This window comes from Mesorhizobium sp. B2-4-14 (assembly GCF_006442155.1).
In the GTDB taxonomy this organism is placed as follows: Bacteria; Pseudomonadota; Alphaproteobacteria; order Rhizobiales; family Rhizobiaceae; genus Mesorhizobium.
Window position 1 is genome coordinate 1 of record NZ_VFVA01000029.1, and the last position, 12,605, is coordinate 12,605.

At 58.2% G+C, this 12,605-nt stretch carries 10 protein-coding genes; 4 read left to right on the top strand and 6 right to left on the bottom strand.

Going from position 1 to position 12,605, the window contains the following annotated elements; translation table 11 throughout:
• The 5 genes from FJ938_RS21930 to FJ938_RS21950 all read right to left on the bottom strand — a co-directional run.
• Positions 1 to 627, bottom strand: a 627-nt coding sequence (locus tag FJ938_RS21930) for a hypothetical protein (RefSeq protein ID WP_140697340.1), incomplete at its 3' end; no start/stop codon positions are given.
• Positions 624 to 1,913: an AAA family ATPase gene (locus FJ938_RS21935; protein WP_140697343.1), complete on the bottom strand. Its 1,290-nt coding sequence runs from the start codon at positions 1,911 to 1,913 to the stop codon at positions 624 to 626. The genes FJ938_RS21935 and FJ938_RS21930, both read right to left, overlap by 4 nt.
• A 2-nt stretch (positions 1,914 to 1,915) precedes the next feature.
• Positions 1,916 to 3,778: a DUF1998 domain-containing protein gene (locus tag FJ938_RS21940; RefSeq protein ID WP_181169157.1), complete on the bottom strand. Its 1,863-nt coding sequence runs from the start codon at positions 3,776 to 3,778 to the stop codon at positions 1,916 to 1,918.
• Positions 3,756 to 7,031: a helicase C-terminal domain-containing protein gene (locus FJ938_RS21945; protein ID WP_181169158.1), complete on the bottom strand. Its 3,276-nt coding sequence runs from the start codon at positions 7,029 to 7,031 to the stop codon at positions 3,756 to 3,758. The genes FJ938_RS21940 and FJ938_RS21945 overlap by 23 nt, the downstream gene beginning before the upstream one ends.
• A gap of 70 nt (positions 7,032 to 7,101) precedes the next feature.
• Positions 7,102 to 8,838: an AAA family ATPase gene (locus FJ938_RS21950; RefSeq protein ID WP_140697352.1), complete on the bottom strand. Its 1,737-nt coding sequence runs from the start codon at positions 8,836 to 8,838 to the stop codon at positions 7,102 to 7,104.
• A gap of 241 nt (positions 8,839 to 9,079) precedes the next feature.
• Between FJ938_RS21950 and FJ938_RS21955 the strand changes: the two genes are divergently transcribed.
• Together FJ938_RS21955 and FJ938_RS21960 are read left to right on the top strand one after the other, a co-directional pair.
• Positions 9,080 to 9,529 (top strand): hypothetical protein, encoded by a 450-nt coding sequence (locus FJ938_RS21955; RefSeq protein WP_140697355.1) that lies wholly within the window; start codon positions 9,080 to 9,082, stop codon positions 9,527 to 9,529.
• Between the two features lie 223 nt (positions 9,530 to 9,752).
• On the top strand, positions 9,753 to 10,967 hold the full coding sequence (locus tag FJ938_RS21960; protein ID WP_140697358.1) for a site-specific integrase: 1,215 nt from the start codon (positions 9,753 to 9,755) through the stop codon (positions 10,965 to 10,967).
• Between the two features lie 8 nt (positions 10,968 to 10,975).
• Here FJ938_RS21960 and FJ938_RS21965 read toward each other — a convergent pair whose 3' ends face one another.
• Entirely contained in the window at positions 10,976 to 11,779 is an 804-nt protein-coding gene (locus tag FJ938_RS21965) for a hypothetical protein (RefSeq protein WP_140697361.1), read from the bottom strand.
• 64 nt (positions 11,780 to 11,843) lie between these two features.
• Between FJ938_RS21965 and FJ938_RS21970 the strand changes: the two genes are divergently transcribed.
• Positions 11,844 to 12,104, top strand: coding sequence for a helix-turn-helix transcriptional regulator (locus FJ938_RS21970; RefSeq protein WP_140697364.1), 261 nt, complete (start codon positions 11,844 to 11,846; stop codon positions 12,102 to 12,104).
• A gap of 191 nt (positions 12,105 to 12,295) precedes the next feature.
• Positions 12,296 to 12,601: a hypothetical protein gene (locus FJ938_RS21975; protein WP_140697367.1), complete on the top strand. Its 306-nt coding sequence runs from the start codon at positions 12,296 to 12,298 to the stop codon at positions 12,599 to 12,601.
• Positions 12,602 to 12,605: the final 4 nt, after the last annotated feature.

Below are 12,605 nucleotides of genomic sequence, written 5' to 3' on the forward strand. Positions count from 1 at the left end.
CGCCACGTCTTTGCCCGGCGTCTGACGAAACTGCCGGATCGGGTCATCAAACGTATCTTCGGCCAACAACTTGACGACGCCTGCCCCGAGGCCACAGAGAAAGTCGAGATCTTGTCGCCGCTTTGCGAGATTCACCGGCTCGATCTGCATGTCTCCGGGACGGTCGTTTTCGCCGTAAACCGGCCACTTCGTCACGAGCTTCACTATGCCAGTGGGCACGTCTGGGAATGCGTCGTATGACGCGTTGAAGTTCGCAAGCGAGGCTTCGTCCTTGAAGTATGCTGCCTGGAGCTTGGTCACCCGCAATGGTCCATCGAGCATCTCCATGCTCCCAGGCTTGGGTGCCTCTTCACCTTTTCGCTCGATACAAAGGAGCACCCTGTCCCCCGGCTCACCTTCCAACGTTGCCCAGGACGGAACCTCTCCGCTAAAACCGACCAGACCATCGCCTGCACTCGACTGGAGGTCCTGCGCGGCATCGGCTCTCAACGAACCACCAACATAGCCCGCAGCCAACGCAAGGGCGAAGTTGTCGGCGTGTATTGGCACGAGGAGTTCCCAAGCAGAACCCTTGATGTTGTCGCTTGGTTCGAGATCAAGCTCGAGTTCCCGCTTTCCGTCTGTCACTCAGCAGCCTCCAACTCTTCGAAATCGTCATTTGCCTCGATGGATTTTTCGAACACCGGGATGCTTTGTTCGAGCGACCCCAGCCCGACATACCGGCAAAGTTTAGCACTGGGACGGGGAAGAAGCTTGTACGAAGCGGGCAAACCGGCCTTGGGATCGATGTCTTTGAAGGCAACGTAAAGTTCGGAACGCGCGCGGGAGCTCATGACATATAGCGCCATTCTCTCGTTGAAGAATCCCGATGTGTCGACACTCATCCCTTCCATGCCGAGAAAGAATACAACGTCAAATTCAAGGCCCTTGGCGGACTGGGCGTGCAAGAAGGTGATCGTGTTCCCGCTTTCGAAGTCCAAGGCCTCATTGGTGTGGGTGCCATGGCCGCTCAGATACATCTGCAAATGGGGTGGCTTGGCTAGTTCGCTAACCCGCATTTTGACTTGGTTGTAGGCGCGTTTGACGTCAGCGCCGCCGCCGTAAACTATAACACCGACCTGCTTGCCAGAGCTTATCTTCGCCTTGCGAGCAATGAACTCGGCGATATCCCTATCATTCGCGGCGAATACCACCTGCGGGCTCTCGCCATCCGCATCGGGGAGCTCGGCAATGCCGCTCTCGTTACCGACTTGGAAGTGCTTAGCGAACTCTGCAATGGGGCGAGTGTTCCTGAAGTTCTTTTTCAAACCAAAAACCCGGTTGGCCGCACCACCGATGAAAAGGTAGTTCTTGATGTCCTTGATTCGGCTGTTGCGGTTGGCTTGCAAGCGTTGGTTGTCGTCCGCGAAAATTGTGATCTGCGCTTTAACGCCGAGGGCCTCCATCTGCTTAAGCATCATCCCAAGCGTCATGTACATTTGCGGAGGGAAGTCTTGCCCCTCATCGATGATGAGATGTCCCCACGTGAAGCGGCGGCTTGCGCCGTTGTGGAAGGCGTTGAGCGCTCTCGCGCAAATCTCGCCCCAATCGTGCGTCCATGAATCGCCCGCGATCGTCGGCGGCCAAGATCCGGTTGCGCGTTTCCACCATTTTCCTGCCCAAGAATGCATCGTGCTCACGCCTACTTTGGGCGCGACGCCCGACCGGCTGGAGGTGTACTTGGCGAGCACCTTGTTAAACATGATGACGTGCGGGTCTTGGCCGAGCTTCTCAAGCTTCTGTGCGCGATGAAAAGCCATCACGGTTTTCCCGGTACCCGGCGGCCCCACGACCAGTATCGCCCCATCGGCGGGCGCATTTCCGTAAATACGCCGTTGCTCTCGATCCAAATCGCTAAGAGTGGGAAAACGCATCCTTAGAGCTCGAGTACCTTGTTGAAATATCCAACTGGTTCACGCCTGCCGCGACCATTAGTTCGTCCGTCACTGGACACGAGCACGCGATCAAGAAGGACGTTCGAAAAAGTGCAGCTCGTCTCCGCTACCAAGGAACAAGCGTGGCACGCTGCGCGGTTTAGCCCGTCCACGCCTTGCGCGTCGAGTTCACGGCAAACTGGGTCCCCTGAACACCATTGGCTGCGGGAGACAGCGCGATAAATGACATCTTCCAGCCTTTCCGGCGTTCCCATTTCGCTCAGGCCGCCCATCGACCCCTCGGCGTCCGAGTCAGCCGTGTAGATCAACAGGCCAGCGTACGGCTGTGAGTCGGTACCGCAATAGATTCGTTCCCTAAGCGATGTGGAGGAGTAACCGCAATCAAAGGATAACTGGTTCAGAAGCAGGTGAGCGAAGCTGTGGACCATGATGAAGGTTGGGTTCGCATTGAATCCCATCCTGTCAGGAAGCCCAAGAGCCTCGGCACTCACGAGGTGGGAATGGGTGAATTCCTCGATCGCCTCGGCGTTCTCTAGCCTCCAGGCCGCTAACGCCGAGTTTGAGAACTCCAGGAACACTCCCTCACCAAGAACCATCATGGCAGGCAGCCAGTCCGGTTGTTGTCGTCCCAGCGACGGGGTTATCATCGCGTGCTTTTCCGAGACGTTCCGTCTTTGGAAGCCACGGAAAGCGCGAACCTCGCGAAGCCGCTCCACCCTCACGAAACGTTCGAAAAGCTGATCGAGAGCAAAACGAGCCGTCGGTTTCGCGGGGCGTGCGATTAGCCAGCGAGAATTTTGTCCCTTGGGGTTCGCGAGAACCGGGAACTCTTGGGCGAGGATTCCTTGCTGGCTAATTTCGGCCCTTGGCGGGCTGGGTGACGCGACGACGGGACTGGCGCCCAAATCCGCTTCGAAGCAAGCGAGGGCATCCTCCAGGCTAATACCGACCTCTTCCGCACGAGTCTCTAGGTTTGCGCGGCTTGATTGGATTGCCAGCGACGTGTCCCCGCCTTGCAACCGGACTAGGCTGGAAGCCATCTGCAGGGTACTCTGGTAGATCGCGTCGGCGCGGAGCTTTTCCCAGGCGTCTTTTTCGGTATCGCCGTCGATATCGAGCGCGGAAATCACGGAAGCGTAGTGCAGCGAGCTGGATCCTCGTGGTTCCATGTAGAGAGGCTTGGGTGCGCCCGGGTTCTTCTTGTTTTCCAGGTCAACGCAGGTCGAGGCAGGCTCACCGGGCTGGTATCCACGGCATTTCTGCGGAAGGGGACCATCCGCGATGCCTTCCAAGTTTCCCATGGCCCCGCAACTGCACCGGATAATCATGCTGGAGAAGTCGCCGCCGCTCTTGCCAGTCACTTCGAAATGCAGGCGTGACGTAGCGCGACTGCAGGCGCCGTGTTGCGCAGGCTCGTGGCCTCGGTGGGCCCACCAGTACCAATCGATCTCGTCGATGTGTCCGTTGTCACAGGCGGCAACGAACCGCATGGGAACCAAGCGCGCGTTCTTGCACTTGGCACCATCACAAGTTGGCCGGGGGAGGCTGCCGTCATCCCTCACCAGTTCCCGGTCTTTATCCTGCGTCCACCTTATCATCTTGCGGCACTCGGGGCAGAAGTGCCAATGTGGGAAGCGCAATATCGCCACCGATTCCGTCGGCTGTTTCAGCTGGCGTGGCCGAAGCCAATCGGTGAGCGAGCCAACCTCGATCTTCTCAAGGTTGTAGCCTTTCGCCCAGCTGCCTGTGCCACGGACAAAGAATGACTGCCCATCGATCTCGCAAAGCGATCCAATACCAAAGGGGCTTATGAGCTGCGCGCTACGGATTGTTGGCTTGGGCAATTCCCATGTCCTCCAGCGTGATTTCCTTGTCGACATGCCGCATCGATTGCAACGTATGCCAGCCTGCCCCGTCGACTTTCTTGTTTCCGTAGCGCACGAGTAGGTGCGGGCGCTGTTGTTGGCTTGCGAAGGTATACTGCAGGCCATCGACGGAGCGAGCCCATCCTCTCCACTCGGAAACCTTCTCGGTCAGCTTCGCCGAAATGCGTTCTCGCTCTTCCGCTTCGGTCGGTCCGTCGTAGGCTTTCAAAAGGCGCTGTTCGAGATGAGTAATGACGGCAGCGACCAATGGCTCGGTCGGATCAAATTGCCTTGCAGTCGAGTTTCGCCTCAACCTCGTTCCATGTCGCACTACGGTCACTAGCGCGGCGTGCAGCCCCCTTTCGATCGCGGGTAACGCCCCAGGGGTCACGCTTGTGGGCTCGACAAAGCTGTAAAATCGTTCGTGGTAATCGCGAAACGACTCGTAATGCGAACGGTCCCTCGGCTTGCTGGGAGAATAGGCGGCCACAACCAGCCCGGGAACCGCGCCGCGCCCGACACGGCTCGTTGCCTGGATATACTCCGCACTTAGCTTGGGCTGACCGTTCACCATCATCATGCCCAGGCGGTCGATGTCGACGCCGACGGAGATGATGTTGGTGCAGGGAACCACGTCGATTGCGGGTTGGTCGGGTCTATGACGCCGCGCCAGCAGTTGCCTAGCTCTCGGTACGGGTGTTTCGGCGTGGGCCTTCAACTCGAGAATTCGGAAGTTTGACGGCCGCTCCACCGTCACGTCCGTCGCGTAGACTTTCATGCGGGTCGGGATCTCGTCGCGGGTTGCATTAACGATTCGACCAAGTTCGCGCTTGCTGTTGTGATAGGCAACGAGCGTCCAGTATGCATCTGCTTCGTTTGAAGTGAGCTGACCTTCATCAACGAGCTCGAACGATGACTGGAGAAGCGTCGCCATGGTCCACGAGGCAGCGACCGTTGATCGTAGCCCTTGCGCCATGACACCTGCATATAGTCTCGATCTCTCCTTGTTGCCTGTGTCTAGCTTCGAGAAAAAGGAATCCTCCGCGCGCAACCCGGGCGATGGGAATACCATCGAGGGCCTGCCGTAGATCCTACGGCACTGGACCGACGCGTTCCGGATCGTTGCCGTGGAAGCGATTACCTTCGGTGGCTTTCCAGCCGTCGCCATCAAGGTTTCGAAAGCCGCCTCGTAAATGCCTGCCAAGGTGCCCAGCGGACCCGAGATCAGGTGCAGCTCGTCCTGAATAACGAGGGAGGGTGACGACCAGCCCGTCCCGACTCCAAGCAAGACTCCGCCGTGTTCCTTCCAGGGGATCATCGCGAACTTGTCGATGGTCCCCAGCAGGAACGACGGGGGCGCACGAAACAACTGTTCGTCGATGAAATAGACGGGAAGACTCTCGTGAAAGGCGCAATCTTCCTCCGGGCACCGCGTCGTAAAACTGTTTGCAGTTGCTAAGAAACCGTAGAAGGACTCATCCGGGCTGCCATCCGGCTTTGCCTTCCTCTCCTCCGGAACAAGCAATGTTCCACACGATGGGCAACTCTCTATAGGGAAGGGATTGGCATCCCGGGGCTGGCTCGAATCGAGGAGCTCTTGCGTCGGTGTGAGAGCTCCATCTTTGTCGCCCGCGAAGGAATTGGGGCTAACGTCGCCTCCAACGAACAAGCCGATAGAGAATTCCTCCTGGCCCACCGTCGTATCGCCGGCTGCCGCCAATTCCCGCCTGATCATCTCCATGGCGCAAATCACGCCGGCAGTACGCTGGAACTGGTCAGCGGTCAGAAAGCGGTAAGTGTACCGGTTGATAACCCCGGTCCCGCCACCAGATTTCCCATCGACAATCCGCCTCCGGAAGAGCTCGAACGCGGACACGAAAAGGTATGCCTCGGTCTTACCACCACCCGTCGCGAACCATATGACATCCACAAGTTCCCGGTCCGTGAGCTCCTCGCCCGCGAGAGAAGGGAGCACGAGGAGAAAAAAGGCAAGCTGGAACGGACGCCATTGCGCCGGGTTGGCAAAGTAATCGATCGGGGCCGTCTCGGCCCTTCCAAGGTCGAAAGGCCCTTGGAGCCCGTCCTTGCGGCCACGACCCGAGGCACGCGCGGCGTGTGACATGGACATCAGCATTGCGCGGTTGGCGAGCATGAAGCAGCGGGCGATATCAGCATCGCGTTCCATTATCCCGATGCCTTGCTTCATTCGCGCTGCACTCCGCTCGCAGCGTCCTATCATCCTCGAAGCATCGTCCTTCAGATTACGATCAACCGATAACGCCGATTGGGAAGCTATCCACTCCTCGTAGAACTCGACTAGTCTCGTGAGGCGGTCGATCAATTCGGGGCCACTCAGGTCGCCACTGGCCAAGGGGGCGATCTTGAACAACTCGTCGTCGTCGAAGGTGACCTGTTCGCCATCTCTCACAACCGAGAGATTATCGAAGACCGGCCGCCACACGTGGGCTGTGGGCAGCGCCTCGGTTTTTACCCATTCGCAGCGGCCTTTCTCGAGGTTCCAATCGGTGGCAACGCCGTGGCCCACGGCGTAAGGACGTTGCTCGCCGTATATCACACGGAGTTCTCGTTCCTCATCGGAAGGGGGCACATACCGGGCGGCGGGGTACTTGAGGATCTGCCCATCAACGGGCTCGGCTCGCATCGAGACCTGGTAGAGCGTATCGTCACTCGACCTCGCGTTCTTTGCCTCATGAATGTTCGACAAGCTCAGCGTTAAGAGGATTTCCCCGTTGGCTAGTGTTCGAGAAAGCACCTCTAATGAAGCATGCTTCTCCAGGACGAGCGTCGCTTCCAATCCCTCTACGCCAACGTCTCTAGTCGAAGCCTCCAACTGCCTGCGCTGCCACCAGCCCGTCGCCTTGCCTCGCCCCTTAGGCGCTTTTTTCTGGCTCGCGGGATCAGGCTGGACGTCGGTATTGTCGGTCGTGCTTTCTGCTGCACTGGATTTCGAGACGCTGCCCAGATCGTGATCGTCAAAAGCCTCTCCAGGTTTGATGGGTGCATAGACGGCTGCCCCGACGGTGACTCTTATCGTGCTACCAGGCGAAACACATAGCGACATTCCCATGGAAGCCGGGAGCGTTGCGTTGGACATGCTGAGCGGATCGTCGGCGTCTTCGTCGGAAGCGTCCTCGGCCTCGTCGCCACCAAGGTCGGGGGTGGCCCGCTCGGCGCGAGGAAAGAGCATTCCTTGCATGTACGCCAAGCTCATGCGACCCTCGATGATCTCGTCGTCATGCGTCCCACTCGGCCCGGGTCTACCTAGGCCAGGACCGATCAGCCTATCTCGCGTCTCCCGAAGGATTTTTTCCCTGCCAAGCATTCAGTACCCCCCTTTGCCCCGCACTTTGCGAGGCGACTTTTTCCGTCAGTTCGGCCACGGAGCGACTCGTTGCCACGAGCGCCAGGGCATGGTTCGCTCGCGAGATTGCCTTGTAAGCGCTGGACGCAAACCCGTGCTCTTGGCTCAACCCAGCCACGCAGACGAGTGGTCGCTCTAAACCCTTGAAGTCCTCGATCGTCGCGACAAGAACACAGTCCCTGGGCTTACCGCCCAATGCACGATGGCTCAATGCTTCTGACCGCACGTTCCTGGCGGAAAGGAGCTCAACGGCTTTCTCGATATCGTTTTCCCTCGGCACCAGCATCGCGATCGAACTGCGCGGCAGGCGGTCATCGTCGTGCAACCACTTTCGCACCACCGACGCCGCGCGGGGAAGAACTTCGCTTTCCATTTCAACCAATTGGAGGTCGACGATGCCGCTGTCGGGCTTACTACTTGGCTTGCCGACATCAGCGCCCGCTAGAATCTTTATGGCCTCGACGATCTTTCCCGCGTTGCGGATGTTATTCTTCAGATTCGTCAGCATACCCATGGATTTTAAGTACTCAAGGCAGTCTTGGTCCAAGGGAAAGCTCGGAGACACTTGATAGTTGGGATCGCCGAACCACCGCCAACGCCCATTTTCCCACCCACCGGCCACAACCTTGTCAATCAGGTCGATGCAATCGAGAGAACAAAGATCCTGTCCCTCGTCGACTATCAAGACATCCCACTTTCTTCTTTCATCGACAAACTTGGGAACTTCGTCGATCGCCGCGATCGTGATTCTGTCGGGGAATCCCTGATTAGCCAAGAAACTGGCAAGATAATTGCTCCGGGTGAGGAATAGGACGGAACGCCCCTCCGCTACCTCGTAACGTGCACATGCGGCGGCAACAAACGTCTTTCCCGTACCGGCGCCACCAGCAATCATGATCCGCTGATTTTCCGAAATCGCGTCGAGCTTCTCGTACTGCTCGGTAGTAAACTGGTAGAGCCTCTGCTCGACGTCGCGCAGCTGGCTATTAAGCGAAGGAACACGTTCGAAGTTTGGTCGCAGGGAATCGGAGATCGCTTTCACCAGATCGGGGGAGAGGTCTACCGGATTCTTTTGCTTCGAAGCCCAATGGTCATAGGCTCCAGCCAAGAACTTCTTAAAAGTGTTGTGCCCCTTGCAGTCTTCTTCGTACGCGGTAATCTCGTCTGGATGCTCAGGTAAGAGCGTCGAACGATCGCTGGTGAGCCGCGGGATATCAGTGAAAACAACTGCCCAGCCCCTAGGGACGCCATTCAGCTCTCTGTAGAACTTGGGATTGAGGTAATTCTTTTCCAGAGAAAAGTAAGCCGATTTTGCTTGCTGTGCCGGGCCTTCGTTTTTCCGGTTGGTTTCGTTGTTTCGACTTGTAAACTCCCATAATCCGTTCTTGCAGGCAACTCGTCCGCCCTTGACCTCAAGAAGCAGAATTCCACGCCGTCCAATCAGGAAGAAATCGGCCTCGCCCCACCGCTTGTACTCGTGGTGGCCGATGTTAAGGGAATGGAGAGCGACGTCGTAGGGGCTGAAGCCCACTTCGGTTAAGTATCCGAACACTCTCCTCTCAGCGGCGGAGTCGCAGTCCAGAATCTGGGCGGGAATTAGTCTCATGGCCCCCTGAGATGCTTTCCAATCGCCGGCTTCAATGGCGTAGTTGGACAAAGGACTGGTAGCCTGACAAAGTTTATTATGCAATCTGCAGTTCGCCCAATTCCCATAGCTCGGCGGATGGGTACGCCGACTTGTCTGCCTGACCTGTCAGAAAGTTCGCAAATATCCCGGCTTTCTTCTCGCGGCCTAGAGAGATTTCTGCGCGAGCGGCGGGGCAGGCCGGGGGGCGGAGGTCGGGCTGGCAGCAACGCGGCCCCCACGCGGGCGGAACGACGGGGATCGAGCACCAAGCATGGCTGACAAGCCGGGTCCCAAACCGAACATGCGCGATCTTATGGCGGCAGCCGCATATGTGCTTCTGCACTGGGGATGGCTTGAAGAAGAAGTTCGTGCGCGCATTCAGGCAGTAGAGCCAGATCGCGACATATCCGACGGGTCATCGTTGTGGGTCCACTGGCGTGAAGTTGAGCCCAAGGTTTGCCTGCGAGTGCGAAGCGGCATCCAGCCGCTTGTCGATGTTCGGAATTGCCTCGCGCACGGGCTATGCGGTGCAAAGGCGGACCCGCGTAGCGACGACGAGCCACATGTGATTTGCCGAACGGCTATCGGCGAGCGAGCGATCAAAATGTCCGAGTTGGAGAGCGTGGCTGACGCACTTCACCTTGCAAGGAATGACGTTCGCGACACCCCCGTTGACGCGCTGGTGGGAAAACTGGTGGGAAAGACTGTGCCGCAGAAGTAAGAACCGCAGAAATATGGGCTTTTCGGGTCTTGACTGGCGGAGAGGGAGTCCGTCCGCCTAACTATCGCCCAGGTCCGCCGAGTTCCGAAAGCTAAATGAAATCATATCCATGGGAGCGGAAATCGTTCCGAAGAGTTCTGCCCGTATCCGGCCAAATCCAATGCTTGTTTGTAGGTAGAAATGTAGGTATATTTCGACCTTATCCAAACGATGAGGTCGGGCCGTGGCGCATATCAATAAGCTGAGCGCAGTCGAGGTGGCGAAGAAATCGAAGCCGGGCACCTACGGCGACGGCGGCGGGCTCTATCTGCAAGTCACGAAGAGCACCTCCAAGAAAGCGAGCGAGGGCGAAGTTACTAAGTCCTGGCTCTTCCGGTTCATGCTCGCCGGCAAGGCTCGGTCCATGGGGCTCGGGGACGTTCAGACGTTCAATCTGAAGGAGGCGCGGGAAAGAGCTCGGGAGGCCCGCCAAAAGGTCACCGATGGCATAGACCCAATCGAGCAGCGTAACGAAAAGAAGGCGGCCGTTCGCGCCGAGGATGCGAAGCGGGTGACTTTCAAGCAGGCGTCGGAGCGCTACATCGCCGCGCACAAGGCAGGCTGGAAGAACGCGAAGCACGCGGAGCAGTGGAAGAACACGCTTGAGACCTATGCTTGGCCCACCATCGGAGATCTGCCCGTAGCGAAGGTGGAGACCGCCCACATCATGCAAATCATCGAGCCGATCTGGACTGACAAGACAGAGACGGCTAGCCGCGTCCGGGGCCGGATCGAGATGGTGCTGGATTGGGCGACGGCCCGGCACTATCGCAGCGGCGACAACCCGGCCCGGTGGCGCGGCCACCTCGACAAGCTTCTGCCTGCGCGATCCAAGGTTGCCAAGGTCCAACACCATGAGGCTTTGTCCTACACCCAATTGCCTACGTTCATGGCGCGGCTCCGCGCGATGGACAGCATCTCGGCTCGAGCATTGGAGTTCACTATCCTGAACGCCGTCCGAACCGGCGAGGCAATCGGCGCGACCGAGGAGGAGTTCGATTTCGACACGAAGATTTGGACAATCCCTGCCGAGCGAATGAAGTCGAGTCGGCCTCACCGAGTGCCGCTATCAGATCGCTCGATCGCCATCCTGAAAAGCGTCCCACGCGAGGCTGGTAGCGCCTACGTGTTCCCCGGCGCCCGAACGGGAAAGCCGCTCAGCAACATGGCGATGTTGGAGTTGCTCCGAGGCATGGAGGGAATGGAAGGACTGACCGTCCACGGCTTCCGCTCCACGTTCCGCGACTGGGCAGCGGAGCGGTCCAACTTCCCGCGTGAAATTGCGGAGGCCGCGCTTGCGCATGTCCTGTCCGACAAGACTGAGGCCGCTTACCAGCGCGGCGACATGCTGGACAAACGCCGTCGCATGATGACGGCGTGGGCTGGGTACTGCGGCTGAGTGGCGTTCTATGCGCCGCGCGACAGCTTTCGATAATCGATGCGAGAATTTGCGACACGCTCGCTCGCAATGGTCGGGTCACTTAAGACGCGCTCGATCCAGGCTCGCTGGTCTTGATCCACCATCACCACTTTCAGCATTGCGAGAGCATCGTTCTTAAACAGCTCTTCGCGCATCAATCCGGGGTGCTGTTTCTGATACTGGGTTAGGATGTCCACCATGGAACGAGCGTGCGGCACAAAAGCAATAAGCGTCACGATATCGGTTCCTGCCTCTTTGACATCCCAAGCCAATGTCACGAGGGCCAAACGAGAGGCGGTTTCCAGTTGGGAGTATCCGCTTTTCAAACTGAGACATGCGACCCCGAGCCCGTAGCGGGTCAAGTCGTAGCCAAGGTATTTCGCGTATTCCTCTACGCTATCCAGATCGACGGGCGTCGATTTGAGGCCGGGCTCATTGCGCGAGGGCGGTGTGTCAACCAGCCGCTTTAGAAATGTCAGCCCCGCTGGCGTGATCCAGTAGAAGGTAGGCGGCTCTTTTCCTTTGAGTGCTTGCCAAAGCGATGCGAATGTCCGCTCAGAATCGATGAAGCCGTTTCTGACCAAGCCGGCGACGCAGGCCGCCAGAACCGGCTGCGGCTGACGAAACGCCAGTTCCAATTCAGCCCAGTTAAGAGCCGAGACTTCGAATGTGCGGCCATCCCGCTTCACTGTCATTCTGCGGCTTGGATGTCCGCTCTCGATGATTTCGAGAAGTCTCTCCGCATTGTCGCCTATGCTTGGTAGAGACATCGCAACCGTTTCCCCGGCCATTCACTCCGAATTGCTCGTCTTATATGACGTGGTTTCGTAGAGTGCCAGATGTTGCTCTGACTAAATGGATGTCAGGGAACGGGTGGGCTGGAATGTCCGGCGCTTGCGGGTGGAAAAAGGCATGTCGCAAGACCACCTTGCGTATGCCGCCGAGGTTGAGCGCGCGTACGTCGGATACCTAGAGCGCGGCAAACGGAACGCAACGATCAGCACGCTCGAAAAGGTGGCGAAGGTACTCGAACATGACGTGTCCGAGTTGTTCGCAATCCCGCCGAAAAACGCCTCGCCGATTGCTGCGCTAAAGTCAGGGCGCCGGAAGGTCTGAGGACTGGAAACGAGCCACTGACGAAGTTCCAGACAATTCCTGACAAACACGGGGATTTAGATGCCTCTAATCGAGAACGCTCCCCGCATATTTCGTGAACACGGCGGCTTGGAACCGGGTGCCCGGCTTGTTAGCGACGAAGAATATTAGCGACAGCTTGACGATGCCGCCGGCCGCGCCAGAGTCTTGACATGGCAAGGGGCATCGACATTGGCGATGAGGTCGCTATCACCGCGACCGTGCGGCGCCGGGTGACAGAGGACCGCGTGAGCGTCTCGATCCCGTCCTACGGCTTCCCGCACTCCATTGTGGACCGCACATCGAAGGTGACAAAGGGCCAGCCGGTCGAGTTGATCGGCGACATCACTCATATCGACGGTGAGTGGGTGACGTTAAATCTCGGTGTGCCGGTGACGGTGAACATAGACACGCTTCGGCTGGTTACGGCCTACAAGCCGCCGACGAGGAAAACGCCGCTGGTGGACAAGCCGACGTGAGCAA